Source organism: Bacillus sp. SN32, assembly GCF_002837495.1.
In the GTDB taxonomy this organism is placed as follows: Bacteria; Bacillota; Bacilli; order Bacillales; family Bacillaceae; genus Bacillus; species Bacillus subtilis.
Window position 1 is genome coordinate 927,832 of the sequence record NZ_PJCT01000001.1, and the last position, 24,416, is coordinate 952,247.

The 24,416-nt window shown below is 37.7% G+C and carries 24 protein-coding genes and 3 pseudogenes; 23 read left to right on the forward strand and 4 right to left on the reverse strand.

What is annotated here, in order from left to right; translation table 11 throughout:
- The first annotated feature begins 9 nt into the window (after positions 1-9).
- Positions 10-630: a hypothetical protein gene (locus CW370_RS04645; protein WP_024572444.1), complete on the forward strand. Its 621-nt coding sequence runs from the start codon at positions 10-12 to the stop codon at positions 628-630.
- A gap of 63 nt (positions 631-693) precedes the next feature.
- On the opposite strand, the gene cwlC is transcribed toward CW370_RS04645, so the two are convergent.
- Entirely contained in the window at positions 694-1,461 is a 768-nt protein-coding gene (gene cwlC, locus CW370_RS04650; protein WP_024572443.1) for a sporulation-specific N-acetylmuramoyl-L-alanine amidase, read from the reverse strand.
- A gap of 610 nt (positions 1,462-2,071) precedes the next feature.
- On the opposite strand from cwlC, the gene spoVK reads away from it, so the two are divergent.
- The 7 genes from spoVK to CW370_RS21800 all read left to right on the forward strand — a co-directional run bounded on the left by spoVK (position 2,072) and on the right by CW370_RS21800 (position 8,845).
- A complete protein-coding gene (gene spoVK, locus CW370_RS04660; RefSeq protein ID WP_003231746.1) occupies positions 2,072-3,040 on the forward strand; it encodes a stage V sporulation protein K in 969 nt (322 codons plus the stop codon).
- Positions 3,041-3,172: 132 nt separating this feature from the next.
- Complete coding sequence (gene hflX / locus CW370_RS04665; protein WP_029317828.1) at positions 3,173-4,435, forward strand: GTPase HflX; 1,263 nt, start codon at positions 3,173-3,175, stop codon at positions 4,433-4,435.
- Positions 4,436-4,452: 17 nt separating this feature from the next.
- On the forward strand, positions 4,453-5,718 hold the full coding sequence (locus tag CW370_RS04670) for a methionine gamma-lyase family protein (protein WP_029317829.1): 1,266 nt from the start codon (positions 4,453-4,455) through the stop codon (positions 5,716-5,718).
- A gap of 109 nt (positions 5,719-5,827) precedes the next feature.
- Positions 5,828-6,235, forward strand: a complete 408-nt coding sequence (gene glnR, locus CW370_RS04675; RefSeq protein ID WP_014476884.1) for a transcriptional repressor GlnR — start codon at positions 5,828-5,830, stop codon at positions 6,233-6,235.
- Between the two features lie 58 nt (positions 6,236-6,293).
- Positions 6,294-7,628: a type I glutamate--ammonia ligase gene (glnA, locus tag CW370_RS04680; RefSeq protein ID WP_003231737.1), complete on the forward strand. Its 1,335-nt coding sequence runs from the start codon at positions 6,294-6,296 to the stop codon at positions 7,626-7,628.
- Between the two features lie 327 nt (positions 7,629-7,955).
- The gene (locus CW370_RS04685; protein ID WP_015715927.1) at positions 7,956-8,249 is read left to right on the forward strand and encodes a hypothetical protein; all 294 of its coding nucleotides are present in this window, start codon (positions 7,956-7,958) and stop codon (positions 8,247-8,249) included.
- A 215-nt stretch (positions 8,250-8,464) separates the two neighbouring features.
- Positions 8,465-8,845 (forward strand): hypothetical protein, encoded by a 381-nt coding sequence (locus CW370_RS21800; RefSeq protein WP_430383961.1) that lies wholly within the window; start codon positions 8,465-8,467, stop codon positions 8,843-8,845.
- A gap of 139 nt (positions 8,846-8,984) precedes the next feature.
- Here the strand turns inward: CW370_RS21800 and CW370_RS21805 are convergent.
- A pseudogene (locus CW370_RS21805) lies at positions 8,985-9,089 on the reverse strand (excalibur calcium-binding domain-containing protein); the annotation flags it as partial.
- Between the two features lie 911 nt (positions 9,090-10,000).
- Here CW370_RS21805 and CW370_RS21465 point away from each other — a divergent pair.
- From CW370_RS21465 to CW370_RS04710, 4 genes and pseudogenes are all read left to right on the forward strand, one after another.
- A pseudogene (locus CW370_RS21465) lies at positions 10,001-10,264 on the forward strand (hypothetical protein); the annotation flags it as partial.
- Positions 10,265-10,386: 122 nt separating this feature from the next.
- The gene (locus CW370_RS04700) at positions 10,387-10,644 is read left to right on the forward strand and encodes a SunI/YnzG family protein (RefSeq protein ID WP_024572958.1); all 258 of its coding nucleotides are present in this window, start codon (positions 10,387-10,389) and stop codon (positions 10,642-10,644) included.
- Positions 10,645-10,830: 186 nt separating this feature from the next.
- Positions 10,831-11,265, forward strand: a complete 435-nt coding sequence (locus CW370_RS04705; protein WP_080262658.1) for an SMI1/KNR4 family protein — start codon at positions 10,831-10,833, stop codon at positions 11,263-11,265.
- 69 nt (positions 11,266-11,334) lie between these two features.
- Positions 11,335-12,110: pseudogene (locus CW370_RS04710) on the forward strand (DUF7225 domain-containing protein).
- A gap of 131 nt (positions 12,111-12,241) precedes the next feature.
- Here the strand turns inward: CW370_RS04710 and CW370_RS04715 are convergent.
- Positions 12,242-12,445, reverse strand: coding sequence for a hypothetical protein (locus tag CW370_RS04715; RefSeq protein ID WP_234398212.1), 204 nt, complete (start codon positions 12,443-12,445; stop codon positions 12,242-12,244).
- 185 nt (positions 12,446-12,630) lie between these two features.
- On the opposite strand from CW370_RS04715, the gene CW370_RS04720 reads away from it, so the two are divergent.
- From CW370_RS04720 to xynB, 10 genes are all read left to right on the forward strand, one after another.
- Positions 12,631-13,167, forward strand: coding sequence for a GNAT family N-acetyltransferase (locus CW370_RS04720; protein ID WP_024572960.1), 537 nt, complete (start codon positions 12,631-12,633; stop codon positions 13,165-13,167).
- 78 nt (positions 13,168-13,245) lie between these two features.
- Entirely contained in the window at positions 13,246-14,148 is a 903-nt protein-coding gene (locus tag CW370_RS04725; protein ID WP_024572961.1) for a CPBP family intramembrane glutamic endopeptidase, read from the forward strand.
- A gap of 77 nt (positions 14,149-14,225) precedes the next feature.
- Positions 14,226-14,606 (forward strand): UPF0715 family protein, encoded by a 381-nt coding sequence (locus tag CW370_RS04730; RefSeq protein WP_024572962.1) that lies wholly within the window; start codon positions 14,226-14,228, stop codon positions 14,604-14,606.
- 578 nt (positions 14,607-15,184) lie between these two features.
- Positions 15,185-15,409: a helix-turn-helix domain-containing protein gene (locus CW370_RS04735; RefSeq protein ID WP_024572963.1), complete on the forward strand. Its 225-nt coding sequence runs from the start codon at positions 15,185-15,187 to the stop codon at positions 15,407-15,409.
- A complete protein-coding gene (locus CW370_RS04740; RefSeq protein WP_024572964.1) occupies positions 15,406-16,044 on the forward strand; it encodes a DUF3885 domain-containing protein in 639 nt (212 codons plus the stop codon). Before CW370_RS04735 ends, CW370_RS04740 begins: the two co-directional genes overlap by 4 nt.
- 108 nt (positions 16,045-16,152) lie before the next feature.
- On the forward strand, positions 16,153-16,497 hold the full coding sequence (locus CW370_RS04745; RefSeq protein ID WP_029878504.1) for a hypothetical protein: 345 nt from the start codon (positions 16,153-16,155) through the stop codon (positions 16,495-16,497).
- A 42-nt stretch (positions 16,498-16,539) separates the two neighbouring features.
- Complete coding sequence (locus tag CW370_RS04750; RefSeq protein ID WP_024572965.1) at positions 16,540-16,809, forward strand: hypothetical protein; 270 nt, start codon at positions 16,540-16,542, stop codon at positions 16,807-16,809.
- Positions 16,810-16,833: 24 nt separating this feature from the next.
- Positions 16,834-17,238, forward strand: a complete 405-nt coding sequence (locus CW370_RS04755) for a UPF0715 family protein (protein ID WP_029878505.1) — start codon at positions 16,834-16,836, stop codon at positions 17,236-17,238.
- A gap of 1,128 nt (positions 17,239-18,366) precedes the next feature.
- Complete coding sequence (locus CW370_RS04760; protein WP_029946147.1) at positions 18,367-19,758, forward strand: MFS transporter; 1,392 nt, start codon at positions 18,367-18,369, stop codon at positions 19,756-19,758.
- 30 nt (positions 19,759-19,788) lie between these two features.
- On the forward strand, positions 19,789-21,390 hold the full coding sequence (gene xynB, locus CW370_RS04765; RefSeq protein ID WP_101169503.1) for a xylan 1,4-beta-xylosidase: 1,602 nt from the start codon (positions 19,789-19,791) through the stop codon (positions 21,388-21,390).
- A gap of 136 nt (positions 21,391-21,526) precedes the next feature.
- Here xynB and xylR read toward each other — a convergent pair whose 3' ends face one another.
- Complete coding sequence (xylR, locus tag CW370_RS04770) at positions 21,527-22,681, reverse strand: transcriptional repressor XylR (protein ID WP_101169504.1); 1,155 nt, start codon at positions 22,679-22,681, stop codon at positions 21,527-21,529.
- A gap of 248 nt (positions 22,682-22,929) precedes the next feature.
- Here xylR and xylA point away from each other — a divergent pair, with 248 nt between their 5' ends.
- Positions 22,930-24,267, forward strand: coding sequence for a xylose isomerase (gene xylA / locus CW370_RS04775; protein ID WP_101169505.1), 1,338 nt, complete (start codon positions 22,930-22,932; stop codon positions 24,265-24,267).
- The last annotated feature ends 149 nt before the right edge of the window (positions 24,268-24,416 follow it).

Sequence of the window (24,416 nt, forward strand, 5' to 3'; positions counted from 1 at the left end):
GCAGTACCCATGGGAAAAATGGACGAAATGATTTTAGTTGCCCCGCGCGGTGATGTGTTTAAGAAAGAAAGCTTAACCTTCCAGGGCGTGTACAGTGAAGATAGCAGAGTAGCCGAAATCATGGCTCAGATTGAAGCGGCCTATCGTGAAATGAGAAGAGGGGACGCAGAAGAAGATCCGCGTTTCAAGCAGCCGATACCTTATGTCGTCATTAAGCGTGAAGATGAAGTTTTTCTTTACGAGCGGCTGGCTGGCGGCGGTGAATCACGACTGCACAACAAGCTTTCTCTCGGCTTTGGCGGTCATATGAACGCCATCGAAGGGGCAGCTTCATTTGCTGAAGTCTTAAAGCTGAACACAGACCGTGAGCTTGAGGAAGAACTGCAAATAAATGAAGAAGATAAACAGGCGATTGTCACACTGGGATTGATCAATGATGATGAAAACAGTGTTGGCAAAGTGCATATCGGTATTCTTTCTGCGCTTCAATTAAAGCCTGGCGCACAAGTGGAAGTGAAGGAGAAAGAACAAATTGCGGGTAAATGGATGAAAGTTTCTGAATTAAAACAGGATGACATCTACAACCGTCTGGAAACATGGTCACAGTTTGTTGTTGATATTCTTGAATAAAAAAACCCGGTTTCTCGCGATGAGGAGCCGGGTTTTTTTATGAGACGCTCGTCCCCGTCTCGGCTATGATTCTAGGATCACAATAGCGTCAAAGCCGGCATTTTTCGCTCTGGCAGCGAGGGTGTCTGCATTGTCTTTGGATGAAAATGCGCCAATCTGCACTTTGTATAATCCGTCCTTTAAAAGGACAATCGAGTCAAAACCTTTGGCTTCGGCATTACTTGCGAGCGAGTCGGCATTCGCTTTGACTTTAAATGCGCCGATTTGAACCTTATATAACCCTGAGCTGGAAGTCTTTTTAAGGTTAAAGGCTTGCTCCAGCCCGTTTGCATGTCCTCTCGCTAAGCTTTGAATAAAACTGCTCGTTTTCAGCTTATTTGCATCGGCAACGGTATCAATGAAACCGTTCTCGGTCAAGAGGGCAGGCATTGCCGACTCCCTTAGGACGTGGAAATTCGCTGTTTTTTTGCCGCGATCGGCAAAGTCGACAGCTTGTATCACTTCAGAGTGAATTGTCGATTGATAAGTCGTCGTCGGGGCTCCTACATCTGGATAAATATAGCTTTCAAAACCTGTGCCTCCCCCGGAATTAACGTGAATGGACAAAAAGAAATCTGCTCCCCAGTTATTTGCGGCATTTGTCCGGTCGTTTAAGCTGACATATTGGTCGCTTGTCCGGCTCAGCAGCAGAGAAACGCCTTCATATTCATTAGTTAATATCGTACGTAAGGCTAAAGCGATTTGCAGGGTTAACGTTTTCTCCTGAAGGCCATTACCTGTTGCGCCTGGATCAGACCCGCCATGGCCAGGATCAATAAAAATTTTAACCATTTTTCATCACCTCATTACAGGATATGAAAAAACACGGCTTCTGCTTGTACGATTATCATTCAACTGAAAAATGAGGAAATAACCCTTTCAAATTCGGAAATTATTTCTCGGGAAAGCGCACAATTCAACATGAAGCGACAACAGATACGATCCGACATGAAATCTGTGCATACGCCATATGTTTGTATGTACTATGGGTTCGGTTAACCTGCACTGATTCCTGTTTAAGCTTTGCGTTCATAAGCATTTGAAACGTTAATTGATGAGAAAAGCTCCTTTCATTAAAGACACCACTTTAAAAATCGAAAAAAAGAAAAACACTTCAGGTATCTTACGGCGGGTAATACGCTTCGTACAAAAAACAGCCCGTTGCATGAAAAAGAAATAATGAGAAAGAAGCTCACTATAATACTCTGACAAAATGATTAAAAACAAAATATCATGGTTTGTCCACCCCATGTCCGTGAATACAATAAGAAATAAAGTATTTCTCGGGAAAGCGCAGGATTCCTTATTGTTCCCGAAAAAAGCAATTGTTTCGACACATGATAGGCGTTTGTCACAATCGGCATCCGCTTGAATATCATATAGAGAGAACAGAGAGGTGAAGATGTTGGAGCGCGCTGTGACTTATAAAAACAACGGACAGATCAACATTATTCTGAACGGGCAAAAGCAGGTGCTGACGAATGCTGAGGCAGAGGCGGAATATCAGGCTGCATTGCAAAAAAACGAAGCAAAGCACGGCATTTTGAAGGAAATCGAAAAAGAGATGAGCGCATTAGTTGGGATGGAGGAAATGAAACGCAACATCAAGGAGATATACGCCTGGATTTTTGTGAACCAAAAACGCGCGGAGCAAGGCTTGAAGGTTGGAAAGCAAGCGCTGCACATGATGTTTAAAGGAAATCCGGGAACGGGAAAAACGACGGTTGCACGGCTCATCGGCAAGCTGTTCTTTGAAATGAATGTCCTGTCAAAAGGCCACTTAATAGAAGCGGAGCGGGCTGACCTGGTCGGGGAGTATATCGGACACACCGCCCAAAAGACGAGAGATTTAATCAAAAAGTCATTAGGTGGCATTTTGTTTATAGACGAAGCCTACTCGCTGGCAAGAGGCGGCGAAAAGGACTTTGGGAAAGAAGCGATCGACACACTTGTAAAGCATATGGAAGACAAACAGCATGAGTTTATTTTGATACTCGCCGGATATTCACGGGAAATGGATCATTTTCTCTCGTTAAATCCCGGACTCCAATCAAGATTTCCCATCTCCATTGATTTTCCGGATTACTCTGTGACCCAGCTCATGGAGATTGCGAAACGAATGATCGATGAAAGGGAATACCAGCTCAGTCAAGAAGCTGAATGGAAATTGAAAGATTACTTAATGACAGTGAAAAGCACGACAAGTCCCATTAAATTCAGCAATGGACGTTTTGTCAGAAATGTGATCGAAAAATCGATCAGAGCACAAGCCATGAGGCTTTTAATGGGAGACCAATACTTAAAAAGCGACTTGATGACCATCAAAAGCCAAGATCTTTCCATTAAAGAAGAAGCATCTGGATCTGCATAGACCTCTCTGTTTTTGAGAGGTCTGTTTTTTGCTCGTATTTCCGCTTTTCAAAGCAATCGATTTGTGGTATACACATGCAGGGTTTGGTATGATAATACTACTGCCCAATATGCAAAAGAAAGGAACATCCATTTGAACGAACAAGAAACGATTCAGGAGAAAGCCATTTTAGTCGGATGTCAGCTGCCGCATATCACGGATGAGCATTTTGAAAATTCTATGGAAGAGCTAGCATCTCTGACAAAAACAGCAGACGGAAAAGTACTGACCAGCGTCACACAAAAACGGAACAGGGCTGACGCCGCTACATATATAGGAAAAGGGAAGGTAGAAGAGCTGAAGGCACTGGTGGAAGAGCTTGAAGCTGATCTCCTCATCTTTAATGATGAACTGTCGCCAAGTCAGCTGAAGTCATTGGCAACAGCAATTGAAGTGAAGATGATTGACCGCACGCAATTGATATTAGATATTTTTGCAAAGCGGGCGAGAACGAGAGAAGGCAAACTTCAAATTGAGCTGGCTCAGCTGCAATATGCACTGCCGCGTCTGACGGGACAAGGGATCAATCTCTCCCGGCAAGGCGGAGGAATTGGGGCAAGAGGTCCCGGGGAAACGAAACTGGAAACCGACCGCCGCCATATCAGAAATCGCATTCATGAAATCAACACACAGCTTTCAACTGTCATTCGCCATAGAAGCCGATACCGTGAAAGAAGAAAGAAAAACGGTGTGCTTCAAATTGCGCTTGTCGGCTATACAAACGCAGGGAAATCAACATGGTTCAACCGCCTGACGAGTGCTGACAGCTATGAAGAAGATCTCCTGTTTGCCACGCTGGACCCGATGACCAGAAAAATGGTCCTGCCAAGCGGCTACAGTGTTCTTCTTTCAGATACAGTAGGATTTATTCAGGATCTTCCGACGACATTGATTGCTGCATTCCGCTCAACGCTTGAGGAAGTAAAAGAAGCGGATTTGATCCTGCATTTAATTGATTCTTCAAATGAGGATTATGCGGGACATGAAAAAACAGTGCTTGGGCTTCTCGAGGAGCTTGAAGCAGATGATATCCCGATGCTGACGGCTTACAATAAACGTGATCAAAAACTGCCTGATTTTATACCGTCCGCCGGAAGGGATCACATTATGGTCAGTGCGAAATTTGAGGACGACGCTGCAGCCTTTAAAGAAGCGATTCAGCGCTATTTGCGCCAAGAACTGTTAACGTCTTTTGAAGCACATGTGCCGGCAAGTGAAGGGAAGCTCCTTTCCAGAATCAAATCGGAAACGATGGTAGACCGCTTCTATTTTAATGAAGAAAATGAACAGTATGACATATCCGGCTATGTCCAAGAAGAGCAAAGTATCATCGGTGAATTAAAGAAGTATATGTAGGAAGGAAATATAAAGACATGTTTGACACATTAACACACGGAGAATTATTGAAGAAAACGGCAATGGAAGTGGAAGCGGACATTGCCGGCATTCATAAACAAATAGAAGAAATCAGCGAGCGAAATGAGTGGAGAGTGCTTCAAAGCTATAGAAAACACAAAGTAAGCGACACTCATTTCACGCCGTCTACTGGATACGGCTATGATGATATCGGAAGAGACACGCTTGAAAGCATATATGCGGATGTGTTTGGCGGAGAAGCGGGGCTTGTAAGGCCGCAAATCATTTCAGGCACACATGCCATCTCAATTGCTTTGTTCGGTGTCCTCAGACCGGGGGACGAGCTCCTTTATATCACGGGCAAGCCGTATGATACGCTAGAGGAAATTGTGGGCGTCAGGGGTGGAGAAAACGCTGGTTCGTTAAAGGATTTTCAAATCGGCTATAATGCGGTTGATCTGACGAAAGACGGAAAGATAGACTATGATGCAGTCGCCGCTGCGATCAATCCGAAGACAAAAGTAATCGGCATTCAGCGCTCAAAAGGATATGCGAATCGCCCTTCTTTCTTAATTAGTGAAATAAAAGAAATGATCCGTTTTGTAAAAGAAATCAATGAAAACCTGATCGTCTTTGTGGACAACTGTTACGGAGAATTTGTGGAAGAGCTTGAGCCTTGCCATGTCGGAGCCGACCTGATGGCGGGATCTCTCATTAAAAATCCCGGCGGCGGCCTTGCGAAAACAGGCGGCTACCTCGTCGGAAAAGCGAAATGGATTGAAGCTTGCTCATACCGTATGACGTCACCCGGCATCGGCAGAGAAGCGGGGGCATCTCTTTACTCGCTCCAAGAAATGTACCAAGGCTTCTTTTTGGCGCCTCACGTTGTGTCTCAAAGTCTAAAGGGAGCGGTGTTTACAGCGAGATTCCTTGAAAAACTCGGCTTCACTTCAAACCCGAAATGGGATGCGAAAAGAACGGATTTAATACAATCCGTTGAGTTTTCTGACAGAGAAAAGATGATTGCTTTTTGCCAGGCTATTCAATTTGCATCGCCAATCAATGCTCATGTGACGCCTTATCCAGCCTACATGCCTGGATACGAGGATGATGTCATTATGGCAGCAGGGACGTTTATTCAAGGAGCAAGCATCGAATTATCAGCTGATGGCCCTATCCGCCCGCCGTATGTAGCGTATGTTCAGGGAGGATTAACCTATTCGCATGTGAAGAATGCCATATGCAGTGCAGTGGATTCATTGATGGAAAAGCAATTAATTTAAATTTTTTAAAAATTTCTCTGGATTTGATGTTAAGAATCCTTACATCGTATTGACACAAAATATAACATCACCTATAATGAAACTAAGTTAAGAAAAGGAGGAAATTGAGATGAGTGATAATATTCGCCGCTCAATGCCTTTATTTCCAATAGGAATTGTCATGCAGTTAACTGAGTTATCAGCAAGACAAATTCGATATTATGAGGAAAATGGACTGATATTTCCAGCCAGAAGTGAAGGGAATAGACGATTATTTTCATTTCATGATGTAGATAAACTGTTAGAAATCAAGCACCTGATAGAACAAGGTGTAAACATGGCAGGAATTAAACAGATTCTGGCGAAAGCCGAAGCCGAGCCAGAACAAAAACAAAGCGAGAAGACGAAAAAACCAATGAAACATGATCTGTCCGATGACGAACTGAGACAGCTCCTGAAAAACGAGCTCATGCAAGCCGGCCGTTTTCAAAGAGGGAATACATTCCGTCAAGGCGACATGTCCCGCTTCTTTCATTAATCCGTTAGCAACTGTTTTGCTATATACATTTACCTTTTAAGAGGAGGAATTTTACCAAATGGCAAAGTACACTAGAGAAGATATCGAAAAATTAGTAAAAGAAGAAAACGTGAAGTATATCCGCCTTCAATTTACTGACATTCTTGGAACAATCAAGAATGTTGAGATTCCTGTAAGCCAGCTTGGAAAAGCGCTTGATAATAAAGTCATGTTTGACGGTTCTTCTATTGAGGGATTCGTTCGTATCGAAGAGTCAGACATGTACCTGTATCCAGATCTAAATACATTTGTTATCTTCCCATGGACAGCTGAAAAAGGTAAAGTAGCACGTTTCATCTGTGATATTTACAATCCGGATGGCACACCTTTCGAAGGTGACCCGCGAAACAACTTAAAACGGATTCTGAAAGAAATGGAAGACCTCGGCTTCAGTGATTTTAACCTTGGGCCTGAGCCTGAATTCTTCTTATTCAAATTGGACGAAAAAGGCGAGCCGACGCTTGAACTAAACGACAAAGGCGGATATTTCGACTTAGCTCCAACTGATTTAGGAGAAAACTGCCGCCGCGATATCGTACTTGAGCTTGAAGAGATGGGCTTTGAAATCGAAGCGTCTCACCACGAAGTAGCACCTGGTCAGCATGAAATCGACTTTAAATATGCTGGAGCAGTCCGCTCTTGTGATGACATCCAAACATTTAAACTAGTTGTCAAAACAATTGCCCGCAAACACGGCCTGCATGCGACATTTATGCCAAAACCATTGTTCGGTGTGAACGGTTCAGGTATGCACTGCAATCTATCACTCTTCAAAAATGGTGTTAACGCATTCTTTGACGAAAACGCAGATCTTCAGTTAAGTGAAACAGCGAAGCACTTCATTGCAGGTATCGTGAAGCACGCAACAAGCTTTACAGCAGTAACAAACCCGACAGTAAACTCTTACAAACGTCTTGTTCCTGGCTATGAAGCACCTTGTTATGTAGCATGGAGCGCGCAAAACAGAAGCCCGCTTATCCGTATCCCGGCTTCTCGCGGCATCAGCACACGTGTTGAAGTACGCAGCGTAGACCCAGCTGCAAACCCATACCTTGCACTTAGCGTATTGCTTGCTGCAGGATTAGACGGAATCAAAAACAAACTGGAAGCGCCGGCTCCAATCGACCGCAACATCTATGTGATGAGCAAAGAAGAGCGCATGGAAAACGGAATCGTTGACCTTCCCGCAACACTTGCGGAAGCACTAGAAGAATTCAAATCAAACGAAGTCATGGTCAAAGCGCTGGGCGAGCACCTATTCGAACACTTCATCGAAGCAAAAGAAATCGAATGGGATATGTTCCGCACGCAAGTTCACCCTTGGGAACGCGAACAGTATATGTCTCAGTATTAATCTCTCAATCCCTTGGCACTATTGGTGTCAAGGGATTTTTTATGTTAATAGGTAATAAATTATGGAGCGGCACTGCTAAAAAGCAGGGTCACTTTTATCTATGTCACTAATAATTCTATGTACTAAATTTTCAATTAGGAAAATAATTCTATGCTTAAGGAAAGTAATACGCATAAATAATTCGACAAACTCTATGATAATTCCATTGTTCAATACTTCTACCAGCAATAATAAGATGAGTAAGGTGGATGTTTATCATTGACGTCATAACCAAAAAAATCCATAATTACGTTGAAATCTAAATCAATTTTCAAAAAGGAGATTTCTATGAAAAAATTGACTATCTTCTCCGGGGGATTAGGAGCGGTTTTTTCTGTACTGGCTCAACTGTTTGCGGTTATAGATGACTCTTACACTTTGGGGAATTTATGGTTTTTAGGTGCTTTGGCGGGAATTATAACCATGCTTGCTTCAATCCAGACAAATAATAAACCAGTCTTCAGCATATTATTAATTGCTAGTTCAGTAATAGGTCTACTTGGAACTGGTCTTGTATACATCATACCAACACTGTTCAATATAATAATAATTTATAAATTTTCAAAAGTAAGCCAATGGTAAAATAAAGGTTCTTTTTTTATTTAGTATCCCTTTGACAAGGTCGGTAATGAATCGCAGAATGTTGCAGCTAGGGCTTCCGTGGGCATGATTATCGAACGCCATGTTTCTAGGATACCGGAATTGAAACATTTGCTGAGACATTTCGTGAAGCTGATCACCAAATGACCATTTTCATAGAGGCACGTCTAAAGAAGCTATCATAGGAGGACAATACTGTGTGGAAAGCTTTAAGTCAATTACTCAAGAAACAGAAAAATCAAAGTCCACTCGATGAGGGTTATATACAGATTCCAGAAAAGGATATAAATCAAGAATTAAAGCAAGTGATATTTGAGTTGGAGAGCCTGGGGGAAGTAGTATCGAAAAAGCTGCAGAATAAGTATGCAGGTGTTTTTGAAGCTCAGGATAAACCAAATCTCAGCATCAAAGTTTGTAGAGACATAGATGGAGATGTGCTAAATGATTTTACAGCTGAGAGATGTTTTGAAAAAGAATACCGTTCACAAATAGCAATTAATTACTATCAACCTGCAATAGTCTGTGATGAAGAATTAGACTGTTTCACAATGGATTTGTGGTATTACTACGGTGGATAGGTTGTGGAACATTATTCGATTTAAATAATAATGACTTAGAAAAAGAAATTGAAGAGACGCTAATATTTTTGCTCAATGACAAACAATTCGAGAAATAAAAAAGAAAGCCGCAAAGCGCTTTCAATCAACGTTCATTTGCTTAGTTACCTTGATCCTTGTCCATTTTATGTTGGTAAGCAGGGAGGAGAACTAGGCACTCCATTCAGATATCTCTTTCTTAACTCAGTCAATTTTTAAACGTTTCTTCATTTATATCTAGGATTTGAAAAAAATAAAAAAATAATGAATAATTGAATTTTTTGTTATATTAAATATAGCGTTGGAAATATGAAAGGTGGATTAAAAATGAAATATGAAAAAGTTTTAGATTCAACATTTCCATATGGGCCTCAAGGCCTTTTAGAAAAAGAGGGGCTTTTAATATCTACTAGATTCTGGGCAAATACTCAAGCGGATATTCTTACTGGAACGGGTTTACCTGTGAGCGATGAAGAGATGAAAACTTATCTGGCTATACCGGATGACGTTGAAATTCCTCAAGATTTTCAAAAAATATATGATGTTTATAACGAATATAAACAGTTGTGTAACTGGTGGATGAAGAATTTATTCAGCAGTGTTCTTAATATGGTTAACGATATTAATAATATTGGATCTTTGGCAACTAGAACGATAAATATGGATATAAAATTATTACAAATAATGTCTAACGATAGCAATGAACAAGGAAGACAAGAGGCTGCGAAGCAATTTCAGTCTTCCTGTTCAAAGCTTGCTGCAATACTCAATCAACAACAACAGTCTATGAAAGAGGTTCAAAACCAATTAAATTCCCTTCTTCAAGGTAGTGACGACTGTATAGGTGTTAGACAATTGAATAATTCTTTAGAAAAAGAAGTCGCATATTTAGATTCACAGTATAATGATGAGAGTGAGATACATGATTCAATAAATATGTTCTTAGGATTAAAAAAATTATTGGGTGTATTTGTTGAAGGTCAAGATATTAATGAGAAAGTAAAATTCAGCTTTGATCTAGGGCCTTTATTTGGTTTTATTGTATCTGAAATATTAGAGTGTTCCGATATACAATCAGTTAAACAACAAATTGATCATTTTCTGAATAAGTTAAACAATATAGATGCACAACTTTCATTAGAAGTAAAAGTTTTGGGGATGCTTCACAGTATCAATATAGACTTGGTTAATTTAATAGCTCAAGCAGAAAAGTCTAAGGAGTTTATAGGACAAATCGAAGGCATCTGGCATTCTATAGAAAATCAATTTTATTCACTCGCCCAAGGGTTTGAGAATGAGGATATCAATAAGCTTTCTGCGGATCTTGATCATGCTGCCGCCACTTGGGAAACTGTTGCTAATAAAGCAAAAGAGTTTGTAACAAATTCATACCAAGGGTAAAAGAAAAATAAGGGCCTGAAAGGGCTCTTTTGCTTATAGTCATATTTCCCGTAAGTATTACTTTTTGGATTTATTAAATTTTAAAGCGTGTTTGTTTCACTGAATTCATAGTCAAAAGGGGAATGTTTTTACTTGGAATCAACGTTGAAAAATCAAATGAAAACTTAATTATCAATTGGCAGCTATCCAAAATTGAAATTCCAATCAAAGAAATCAATGATGTATTTCTTGATCCAAACTATGGGGGAGAGGAGAAAAGCGCAGTAAGGATTGGGTTTCCTTATGGCTCAACAGATAGGGTAGTAATTAAAACAGCATATAACACTTACATTTTGTTCACCACTAATCCTGCTTTAATTATGAGTAAAATTGTTTCTTAATAAACAGTTTATGTCCCTTTTAAATTTATCTTAATGTTCTGTGTGGTAAAATTTAGTGAGATGATTTAAGGAGGAGGAGGAGCATTTATGGAAGAAGGAAAGTTAGTTCACATGACATTAGATGGTATTAAGAAAGCAGTTACTAAATATGGTACATTTCCTGTGTTCCATCATGGGGGTTATGTCTTGGAAGATGCTACTTTTCATTTCAAAAATCCAGCAACTCCTCAAGAAATTAGCGGCTTAGAAAAGAAATTAGGTGTTACTTTTCCTAATGACTTTAAAGAGTTTTTGTTACAACACAATGGGATGGAAATGTTTGATGGCATTGAAATACTTAGCTTAGAGGGAATCGTTGAATATAATGAGGTTCAAGATTTCCCAGAGGGATACTTATTAATAGGATATCATTTTGATGGAAGGTATGTCATAGACACAAACAAATCAAAAAAAGGATTAGGTTATATGTTATATCTAGACTCAATTGACGATATTGAAGATGCGATTAACTTAAATTCTAATTTCGAGATATGGTTTGATATGCTAGTGTCTTCTAATGGAACGAAATATTGGGAAGTAAATCCGAATCTCCAAGAGTATTATAAACTGGTTTCAGAATAACACTTCGGCAAAAGAAAAAATTATGACTAATTTCAACAACCAAAGAATCTGCTATTTGAGGGAAGTATAATGACAATTTACGAGCAAATTAAAGATGCTTTGAAAAATAAGATCAATGAGTTGGTTTCACCTCAAGAAGTAAAGAAAATACGGAACTAATCCGGATAGCATTATTTTATCAGATTATTGTTATAACCGGTATAATAAGGGGATTTCATTTAATAAGCACCTCTTTGAATATGTGAATAGAAGTTCTTACAAATACTTAGGTGAAAACTCTCTTTATACAGGACTTATTTTCAGAAAATCAAAAGGGGAAGATAAGGAAGTTTCGTAGGCGAATGGGTAAACGGTGTTAAATCACTCCGAGAAGTACCTATTACTAATAACCAAATACATGATCAAGCTGAAATCATTAGTAAAGAACAACTTGTAAACCTTTATAATGAATATAACCAAATCTTGAGATATGAAATGAATGTATTGAACTGTAAGCCCACAGAATTGAGGCATTTAATTGGCAGAATCGGTGAATTCATTTGTGCAATCCAAACCAACGGCACTCTGGCACGTCAAACTAATCAGCATGGATTTGATGTTGTGAGTGATGGCAGGCGGATTAGTGTAAAAACAACAGCTCAATCAAGTGGTTTTATTTCGATAAATAAAAATACATTTGATGATTTTGATGTTTTTTTGTAGTTCAATACGTAAATGATGATTTTAAAGTTATTTTCTTCGGCTCAAAGGAAGAAGTGCAAAAAATAAGCAGAGTTTATGGAAGCCAATACGAAGTTGAAATTTCACTTCTTAAAAAGCTTAATAAGGAATACCAATTAAATTAAACAATCTTGTTGATAACAAACATCCTCTTACTTATTGTAAGGGGATGTTTGTTTAATCCTTATTTTATCTTCGCAATCTGGCTTACGAGTTGCATCCACAGTAAATGATCTTACTTCGTCTTTTCCCCGTGTTACTTTTTTCTATTGAGATAACCATTGATTTTAATGCCGCTCATTGGGTTTACCTCATAATCATCAGTGTAATCGTAATCAATTGATTCAATATCTTTATCGTTTGTTTTAATAAAGCCAAGCCAGTCATTAACCAATGAATACAACTCTTCTTTTTGCAGAGCTACTTGGACTTCCATTTTTTTGTTGTGTTGTTCCTTCATAATTGTCCCTCAGAGAAGGGTAAGGGAATTATTTTGGAGAATCATATTCCTTTGCTTCTTCATAGTCAGAAATCCTTGAGTTGTTCTAGCAAGAGGCAATATTGTTGAATAAGGATAGTTTTAAAGAGGTTATTGTTGTCTTCATATTGAATAAAGATTAAGTATATTAGAGGGGAGTTGCTTTAATGCACATAACAACAAAAAGGTTATTGATACGTGAATTTGAATTCAAAGATTGGCAGGCTGTATATGAGTATACATCTGATAGTAATGTAATGAAGTATATACCTGAAGGGGTTTTTACTGAAGAAGATGCAAAGGCATTTGTAAATAAAAACAAAGGTGATAACGCTGAAAAATTCCCTGTCATACTAAGAGATGAAGACTTTCTTATAGGCCATATTGTCTTTTATAAGTATTTTGGTGAACATACATATGAAATTGGGTGGGTGTTTAATCCGAATTATCAAAATAAAGGGTATGCTTCTGAGGCAGCTCAAGCTATCTTGGAATATGGATTTAAAGAAATGAACTTACATAGGATTATAGCTACGTGTCAACCTGAGAATATTCCCTCATACCGAGTTATGGAGAAGATTGGAATGAGAAGAGAAGGCTTTTTTAAAAAATGTATTCCAAAAGGCAATGAATGGTGGGATGAATATTATTACGCTATTTTAGAGGAAGAGTGGAATTGTAAGAGGGGTAATGCAGGAAATTGAAACCATAACAGCTATAGAACGTATAGTGATAGTAGGGCTTATAGTGCTTAATATGAATGATGTGAGAGGGGTATCCAAATGCAAATTCATCTCACCAAAAGCGGAAAACAAGACAATCATCATAAATGGTTAGGAACTGTCTTGCTCAGTTGGGGAACATTCGTATTTGCTTTGTTTTTTGCTACTTTAGTCGGTTCAATGGCTAGCCAAGCAGGAGCTTCCAAGCTTTTGAAGCAAGGCATCCAAGCAGGTTTAGTCACATTAATAACTGTCCCGTTGCTCTACATTCTTCTTAAACGGATGTCTAGTAGACCCTTTTATTCTATAGGACTGTCTGGGTGGCGGCAAGCCATTCCGAAAGCCATAATAGGAGCAATATATGTGATTGTATTATCCGGGTCTGGTTTCGCTATCGCCCATTTATTAGGCTGGATCAAAGTTACACAATTTCACTTCTCTGTCCATTTAGTGACAGCATTGCTCTTAAATATGATTATCGCTTTCTTTTATGAAGCTTTTCCAGAGGAATTAACTTTTCGGGGGACGGTGTACTATGCTCTAAATAAGCGTTGGAACTGTTTTATGGCCTTACTCCTACAGCCGATCCTGTTTGTGCTTGCACCAATAACTGTAAGTGGCTTGCAATATATAGCTGGAATTGAATCATCTGCTATCACATTAGATTACATTGTTTTATTGTTGGGTTTTGGATTCATCCTTCAACTCCTGCGTATTGTAACAGGAAGCTTATGGACGTCTATCGCTTTTCATCTGGCCTTTCTCGAAAATTCTCGGTTCTTCGTCCTGCAGGGAGAGAAGCGCTTTATTACCTATGAAGAAATTGTTCCGGGAACAAGTGCGCTGTTTGTGATCTTTTTTATGTTGCTTATTGTCGGTACTCTACTATTAATACCTGTTGCAATAACTCGCCGAAATACTATTCAATGGCGGAAGAATGAGAAATGCGACCAAGATGTTTAATTTCTGAGTAGAACAGTAGTTTTAAGGAGGATCTAGACAATGTTGAAGAAGCATTCATTAAGAAAGAGGTTATAAACATGCAAGTTTTAAGGATCATATTTGTTCATGTCTTGTCCGCGTTATCAGCTGCTGTTGTTTATGTTTTTGGCATTGGTTATGATGGCTACTTACCATACTTCCTAATAAGTGTTCTTCTCTTTATCTTTTATTTAATCTTTGCTGCACCTGTTCAATATTTCTTAAATCCCAATCCAAAAAGGTTTAACGCGAAATATTTACTCATATACATATTCTTTTCCTTCTTAGTATGGTTATTCTTCGCTTTCATTACTGATCCAAAAAACACCTTAAACTTTCTGATGGGATATGAAATTTACTTGTTTAGTGTCTCATTTTCTGTAATATTTTGGATATGGGACTCGGTTTTTCTGCAAAACATTGGGAGGGTAGCAGCGTAGCTTAAATCATCACAATCCTTTTCCTTATGCACGGTCAAAAAGCCCTTTCATTTACCGAATTATGCCATAAATGGGTAAGGGAGAGAGGGATGAAAAGGGTTAATCGTCTAACTTTGGTTTGCTTAGGCTTAGTCTCAAGTTTTACTCTTCCGAATGCTGAAGAAAAGCTAACGGTGGATTAAACAAATGTAGACTTTGTTTTGAGCGAGGAATCAACAATTGTCTTCATGGCAGATAATTTCGACCGGAATTTTGACCGCACTTGGTTATAAATTCACAATACACAATAATAAAGACTGTACTCTAAATATGAAACTTAGCAGAATAGCTCTAACTGATGGATATTTTCAAGGAGCGAGAAAGAATTCACAGGAAGTTATTTGGACTACAGTGCAGCAGATCGAGTAGAAGGTGATCAGTTGGAAATAACAAAAAGTCCAGGCTGCGGCGATGTGTGGATAAAAGGTATTTATGGATTTTAACATGAAGAGCGGGATTATTAAATTCAGCGAGGCCAAGGATCCATTATAAACCTAATGATCATTTTAAGTGATCAAAAATAACTAAAAGGTGAGAATATGATTAAATCAAAGTTAAAAACGATTATAGACCAAAGAAAGATCAGTATCCGGAAACTTTCCAGAGATATTGATCATGAGTATCCAACTGTCAGAAAGCTATATAATGACGAAATGGAGCGGTATCCGAGAGAGCTGTTTGATAAAGGCTGTCCCTATCAAAACATCCATGAGTTGTTGATATTCCAAAAAGATCATATTCCTAAAGTGAGAATGTCTAAATGAAGATAATGGAGTATATGGAGGAAAGGTTTCAAAACCTCGAATTCATTCCTAGCATCTATAATCAATGGGGCATAGGAATCCATTTTTGTCTTGGGAAAAATATCTATCAACTCAAAGAAAATGAAGAATTGAATCATAAGAGGTTCCAAGTTGTATATGAGCAAATAACAATCCTTTTTAATGAATTATTTGAACAAAACGATGACATATTCCTCGTGACGAATATGTATAAGCACAAGAAAGAGAAATGTATAAGAAAATTAAAGGTCTATCAACCGTTTCTAAAGTGTAAAAATCATTTGAATCAAATTCTGGTGAAGACATATCCCTACCCTTTCGAAATCAATAAAGCTGAAGAATACGAGATGCAACAATTTTCCTTGTTATGCAAACCTCGAGACTTACGTGTAACTGAATTACTTAAAGCAGCCAGTAACGAGGATTTTCCATTAAAACCGAAATTCGGAGGTTACTCTATTGATTACCCTGATGTTTTCTTTGTGAACATTACAAAAGACATTATTTTCTTTATCTATGATGATCGTGGATGTGAAGTCATAGCTCTTGATTTCAAACGAATACGTCCACTTTATGAAAAATATCACGACTGGGTAGAAGAGTATAAGTGCATATAATACTCTTTCATAAAACGATTTATACCAGAAAAAGCAGAATTAGATTATGGGGGCCTTACATACTAAACGGTTATTGAAACTAAGAAACTTAGAATTTTTTCAGTTGGTATTGATGATGAGAGATCTGCATTTTTATTAGTACTTGATGAAAGATTAGTAGATTTTGATTCTCAAGGTGGAAACCTTATTAGTGTTTATTTAGTTACTCACTTTGAGTTATCTGATCAATCGTATAAAGATGTATTAAGCTTTAATGATGATCTTTTGGGTATAAAGCATAACTGTTCGTATGCAATGGATATTCTAAGCGTTAAAGAGGAATTTGATTTCGATTTCCCATTTAATATGCTTGCAATAAAAAGCTACGTACAAGAATTAATAAAAAGGTTAGGGATTGATATAACTCTGCCTGAAATGAAAGAAAGTGATTTTGACAAACTTTCTCAAGACTAAATAAAACTACGATTTTAAAGAGAACGGAGACTTGCTTTCAATATGAATGTTAGAAAAGCTGCAGCTATTTTTTCAATCACGATTCCAATTATCTCAGCTATCTTAAATTTTTTTACGGGAGTTATGTCAATTCCATGGCAAGGAATGCCGGTGTTTTTTCCATTATTACTTTCTCCTATAGGAATCATTTTAGCGTTCGTTTCAATGAAGACAAATAAACGGTGTGCTGTATATGGGATTGTCTTAAATGCAATTATGTTTCCATTTCCTTTTTTCTGGTTTATCGGAGGGACTTTGTTATTTGGAGTTTAAAATTTAAAGAATAGCGGAGGTACCATTTTATGGTTATATAAACCGTTAGGCAGTTACGCTTATCCATTGGTATTTTCAAACTTATCATATGGTCTAATCTTTGGCTTGTATATGTTTGTTTATTCAGCTTTTATGGCGATCGCATTAATCACAATAGGAATCATAGCATTCTACTCATTTATCACTTACTTATTATTTGCTATCCCTTTGCAAAAATTACTAAGAAGAAGGCCCAGAAAATTCAGTTTGATCAATTTGTTAATTTATGCTGCAGTAGCCTTTTTAGCTGTGTTTTTTTTCTGGTTTGTTGATTATCCGTCAAATGCTCTTACCGTATTCAGAAGCTTTGGGTATTACATTATGAGCATTTTTGCTGCGTTAATTTATTGGTTCTGGGACTCAATATTTTTGCGAATTTATAACATTTGATTTAAATTATGTGTTCACACCCTTCACAACAAGTAAAGGCCTGCTGAATCAAACAGTAAATATTCAGATTGTTTGATTAATCCGAGAAACATAAGAATTGTTTTATTTAAAATTGGGGGATTTGACTTGAATTTTTTTTATTTGGATTGTAATGTTTATAGTTATTTTTAGCGACCTTTATGCATGTTACAAAAGGATAGGAAGAGCTTAAAAATGATGAAAAGTTAAATATACATAAATTTCTTTGTATATGACTGTCGGATACCAAAAGCGAAAAGAGCATTAAACTAAATGCTCTTTTTCATTCCACAACATCGGCATTCACGCACTTTTGAACAGAGGTAATCGCAATTGTCGTAGTGGCCATATACTTTATTCAACATATTGAAGAATATAAATCTGTTGTGAAGTAAGGGAAATTCAAGACACAAAACGTTAGGTGTTCCATGTGTATTGTATAGAGTGGATTGAAGAGGCATTGTTACCAAGAATGGTTTGAATGGGCTGCTGTACTTGAAGGCCTATATCAAAAGCGGTTTGAGCATGCGAAATGGAAGCGGCTATCAAAAGGAGGGGGAATACCATGAAAAAATTAGTTTTATTATCCAGCTTTTTCGGGATTGTGCTATCAATTATTGGAACCGGTTTTTTTAAGTAATACAAAAGGCTTTTTAGATGAAAGAATTCTTTTAAAGTGGAGATTGTAAAAATGATCTTCAGGGTTTTTAGAGTTTTAAAATCTTACCTGTTTAAACTTTCTGAAAAAGATGTTGAAAAAGTCGAAAGGATTTTATAATATTAAGTCAAGTTAGTTTGTTCGATCAACAAACTAATAAGATGAACTTTCATTGTCCACAAGATAAGGTCTTACTGAATATGGATGGAAGGGGGATAAGAGGATCGATTTTAATGGAGCTAAACAATATAAGAAACGAAAGAATGAGGCTTTTATCCTTTTCCAGGTATATAAGGTATGACGAAAAAAGATGAGTTTACTGCTTGTTGATCACCATATTTTTTTGCACTGTTTTGAAAGCGCTTTTATAAAAGTTTACTGACCGTAAATTCGAGAAATTGTTATACCGTTTCACACTGTTCCATATTAAAGGATCGAAAAGGGGAGAAATCATGCTCAGTGAAAATGTAAAGAAGATTAGCATGGTTGAAAAAGTTGGATATGCGTCTGGAGATTTTGCGTGTAATTTAATTTATGCAACAGTGTCTACGTATCTTTTGTTCTTCTATACAGATGTATTTGGTTTATCGGCAGCAGCAGCCGGTACTATGTTTTTAGTGGTTAGAATAATCGACGCTCTCGCTGATCCTTTTATTGGAACAATAGTTGACAGAACGAACAGCAGATTTGGACGCTTTAGACCATATCTTTTATTCGGAGCTTTTCCATTTGTCATACTGGCAATACTCTGTTTTACAACCCCAGACTTTTCGGATATGGGGAAATTAATATATGCCTATATGACCTATGTTGGCTTGTCGCTTACATACACGACGATAAACGTTCCATATGGCGCGTTAACTTCTGCAATGACTAGAAATAATCAAGAAGTGGTTAGTATAACTTCTGTTCGCATGTTATTTGCGAATCTTGGGGGACTTGTCGTTGCATTTTTTGTTCCCTTACTGGCTGCTTATTTAAGCGATACTTCCGGCAACGAGTCTCTTGGCTGGCAACTAACCATGGGTATTTTGGGAGTGATAGGCGGGTGCCTTTTAATCTTTTGTTTTAAAAGCACAAAAGAGCGGATCACTCTTCAAAAATCCGAAGAAAAAATTAAATTTACGGATATATTTGAGCAGTTTCGTGTTAATCGTCCACTTGTTGTATTAAGTATTTTCTTTATTATTATTTTTGGAGTGAATTCCATCAGTAATTCGGTTGGCATTTACTACGTAACGTATAACTTAGAAAGAGAGGATTTGGTGAAGTGGTACGGTTTGATAGGAAGTTTGCCCGCTTTGGTCATTTTACCGTTTATTCCAAGGTTTCATCAATTTTTGGGGAAAAAGAAATTACTAAACTATGCATTATTACTGAATATTATCGGCCTCTTAGCTTTACTGTTTGTTCCGCCAAGTAATGTTTACCTCATACTTGTCTGTCGATTAATCGCTGCTGCTGGAAGTCTCACTGCCGGGGGATATATGTGGGCGCTTATTCCTGAAACAATTGAATATGGAGAGTACAGGACTGGGAAAAGAATGGGTGGGCTCATTTACGCTATAATCGGATTTTTCTTTAAGTTTGGTATGGCCTTAGGAGGAGTTGTTCCGGGTCTGGTTCTTGATAAGTTTGGATATGTAGCAAATCAGGCACAAACCCCGACGGCATTAACGGGGATTTTAATTACAACAACCATTATTCCCGTGTTCTTGCTGGTTCTAGCTTTAATTGATATTAATTTCTATAACTTAGATGAGAAAAAATATAAAAACATGGTTCGAGAATTAGAGAATAGAGACAAAGTTTATTTGGACCATATTGATGATTTCAAGGCTTAAAAAAGAAAATAAACTGAGGAGGAGTCCCAAATGAAGATTACCAATCCAGTACTCAAAGGATTCAATCCCGATCCAAGTATTTGTAGGGCAGGAGAGGATTATTATATCGCTGTATCTACATTTGAGTGGTTTCCGGGAGTCCAGATACACCACTCAAAAGATTTAGTAAATTGGCACTTAGTTGCACATCCATTACAGAGAGTTTCACAATTAGACATGAAAGGAAATCCAAATTCAGGTGGGGTTTGGGCACCATGTTTAAGCTATAGTGATGGGAAGTTTTGGCTGATCTATACGGATGTTAAGGTAGTAGATGGCGCATGGAAAGATTGTCACAATTATTTAGTTACTTGTGAAACGATTAATGGTGATTGGGGGGAGCCGATTACATTAAATAGCTCGGGGTTTGATGCTTCTTTGTTCCATGATACGGATGGAAAAAAATATTTATTAAATATGTTATGGGATCACCGTCTTGATCGGCACTCATTTGGAGGAATTGTTATACAGGAATATTCTGATAAAGAGCAAAAATTAATCGGTAAACCAAAAGTTATATTTGAAGGAACTGATAGAAAACTGACAGAAGCTCCGCACCTTTATCATATCGGGAACTATTATTATTTATTAACTGCAGAAGGAGGAACACGGTACGAACATGCTGCTACAATTGCCCGTTCTGCAAATATTGAGGGGCCATATGAAGTTCATCCCGATAATCCAATCTTAACGTCATGGCATGACCCAGGAAATCCATTGCAAAAATGTGGTCATGCATCCATTGTTCAAACACATACAGATGAGTGGTATTTAGCTCATTTAACGGGACGTCCTATTCATCCTGACGATGATTCAATTTTTCAGCAGAGAGGATACTGTCCTTTGGGCAGAGAAACAGCTATTCAAAAACTTTACTGGAAAGATGAATGGCCCTATGTAGTAGGTGGAAAAGAAGGAAGCTTGGAGGTAGATGCACCTTCTATACCCGAAACAATATTTGAAGCAACGTACCCGGAATTTGATGAATTTGAGGATTCAACATTAAATATAAATTTTCAAACTTTAAGGATTCCATTCACGAATGAATTAGGTTCATTGACTCAAGCGCCAAATCATTTACGATTATTCGGTCATGAATCATTGACCTCGACATTTACTCAGGCATTTGTAGCCAGACGCTGGCAAAGTCTCCATTTTGAAGCCGAAACTGCTGTTGAGTTTTATCCGGAAAATTTTCAACAAGCCGCTGGATTGGTGAATTACTACAATACAGAGAACTGGACGGCTCTTCAAGTCACGCATGATGAAGAACTTGGCCGCATTCTTGAATTAACAATATGTGACAACTTTTCTTTTTCACAGCCATTAAATAATAAAATTGTTATTCCTCGTGAAGTAAAGTATGTATATTTAAAAGTAAATATTGAAAAGGACAAATATTATTATTTCTATTCTTTTAACAAAGAAGTTTGGCACAAAATTGACATTGCACTGGAATCGAAAAAATTATCAGATGATTACATCCGTGGGGGAGGATTCTTCACAGGGGCCTTTGTAGGGATGCAATGCCAAGATACCAGCGGTAATCATATACCGGCCGACTTTAGATATTTTCGTTATAAAGAAAAATAATTTGCACTTGAAAAAGGAGATTTCTATTTTAGAACTCCTTTTTCATATGAGAAGGTGCCTATATCAATATTGCTTCAGAAATACTCCTAGAATAAAAAAGCTCATCTTTAAAGATGAGCTGTACATTCCATAAAAATTACATTGTAACCTTGTCCAGAAAATGATCAATCACAATGGAGGACATTCCTAATGCCGGTGCATTCTGTCCTAAGGAAGATGGCAATAATTCATAGCTATTGCCTAATTGGGAATAAACCCTTGACGATACTTCACTTCTCATTGAATTTAAAACCATAGGATGCGATTCAATTATGCTATTTCTTAAAATTACGGCTTGTGGGTTGAAAGTATTTAGAATATTGGTAAGGCCTATTCCTAAATAGAATCCAAAATTTTGTAATGCATTTAAGGTTCCGATATCATTCAGATGGGCGAGGTTTATGATATCTTGATAGGACAGTTTTTTCTCTTTAGTCTGAAGAGATTTTAATAAAGCCTTCTCTGAAGCATACAATTCCCAGCAGCCTCGGTTTCCGCAACTGCATTTAGGACCATTAAAGTCTATTGTCATATGTCCCATTTCTCCAGAGAAGCCGCTTACTCCTCTATATAAATGATTGTTGATAATAACACCGATCCCTATCCCTGTGCTGATACTTACGTAAATAATGTTATCGTGATTTTTTGCAGCTCCAAATACTTTCTCTCCATATGCGCCAGCATTTGCCTCATTTTCAATAAAAACAGGCACATTGTACTTCTCTTGTATCGAAGATTTTAAGTCAATATCTCTCCAGTTGGAGTTCGGAGTGAAAACAATTTTTTTATCTTTATCAACGAGTCCAGGCACGCAAATACCTATACCAATAAGCCCGTACGGAGATTGGGGCATATGCATAATAAAGTGATGAATCATATCAATCAAAATGTCTTTCGTTATTTCTGGAGAATTGGATTCCAAATGGCAGTATTGATCAAGAACGATCGTTCCTTCGAGGTCTGTTAAAATGCCATTGATATAATCCACACCAACATCTATTCCTACGGAGTATCCTGCCTTTTTATTAAAAACAAGCATGACAGGTCTTCTTCCGCCACTTGATTGTCCTTGACCTATTTCAAATACCAGATTTTCTTTCATTAACGTGTTTACCTGTGATGAAACAGTTGATTTATTTAATCCAGTCATTTCAGATAATTTTGCTCTTGAAATAGGTGAATTTTTAAGAATTTCTTTTAATAATAACTTTTGATTTACTTTTTTGACAAAGGTTTGATCAGCGATATCCACTTCATCCACTCCATTTGTTTAATCTTTAAATTAAGTATGAACATAGTACATAGCGAATCTTCCCTTTATTATATCTAATGTGTTCATAAAAAACTAAAAAAAATATTGAAAATACTGATGAGGTTATATAAGATGAAAATAAGTTAGTTTGTTTAAACAACAAACTAATGGGTCACTTACAATATGAAATAAAATGCATTTGTATTTGAATGATCATGTTTTGAATTTATTTTTAAGGGGGAAATCACATGGCTCAATCTCATTCCAGTTCAACCAAATATTTTGGAAGCGCAAACAAAGTGGTTTACGAAGGGAAAGATTCGACTAATCCTTTAGCATTTAAATATTATAATCCTCAAGAAGTAATCGGCGGAAAAACGATGAAAGAGCATTTGCGATTTTCTATTGCCTATTGGCATACATTTACTGCTGATGGTACAGACGTTTTTGGAGCAGCTACGATGCAAAGACCATGGGATCACTATAAAGGCATGGATCTAGCGAAGATGAGAGTAGAAGCAGCATTTGAGATGTTTGAAAAACTAGATGCACCATTCTTTGCTTTTCATGACAGGGATATTGCACCAGAAGGCAGTACGCTAAAAGAGACAAACCAAAATTTAGATATGATCGTGGGCATGATTAAAGATTACATGAGAAATAGCGGCGTTAAGCTATTATGGAATACCGCAAACATGTTTACGAATCCCCGTTTCGTCCATGGTGCCGCGACTTCTTGCAATGCAGATGTGTTTGCGTATGCTGCAGCACAAGTGAAAAAAGGGTTAGAAACAGCAAAAGAGCTTGGCGCTGAGAACTATGTATTTTGGGGCGGCCGTGAAGGATATGAAACATTGTTAAATACTGATTTAAAATTTGAGCTTGATAATTTGGCTAGATTTATGCATATGGCAGTGGATTATGCGAAGGAAATCGGGTATACAGGGCAGTTTTTGATTGAGCCAAAACCAAAAGAGCCGACCACCCATCAATACGATACAGATGCAGCAACAACCATTGCCTTTTTGAAGCAATATGGCTTAGACAATCATTTTAAATTAAATCTTGAAGCCAATCATGCCACATTAGCTGGGCATACATTCGAACATGAATTGCGCATGGCAAGAGTACATGGTCTGCTTGGCTCTGTTGACGCAAACCAGGGTCATCCTCTTTTAGGCTGGGACACGGATGAATTTCCGACGGATTTATATTCTACGACATTAGCAATGTACGAAATCCTGCAAAATGGCGGCTTAGGAAGCGGCGGATTAAACTTTGACGCGAAGGTCAGAAGATCTTCTTTTGAGCCTGATGATCTAATATATGCCCATATTGCAGGGATGGATGCATTTGCAAGAGGATTGAAAGTTGCCCACAAATTAATCGAAGATCGTGTGTTTGAAGATGTGATTCAACATCGTTACCGCAGCTTTACTGAAGGGATTGGTCTTGAAATTATAGAAGGAAGAGCTAATTTCCACACACTTGAGCAATATGCGCTAAATCATAAATCAATTAAAAACGAATCTGGAAGACAGGAAAAATTAAAAGCGATATTGAACCAATACATTTTAGAAGTATAACAGGATAAGCTCCAGATCCTGCTATCAATACCAAGTCACTGAATTACCCGTCATGATTCCTTTCCTATTGCTTGTTGTTATGACGGGTAACTTCTATAATTAGGATTTATTTAGAGTGAAAGGTTTTTTAAAAGGGCAAGGAGTGAAAA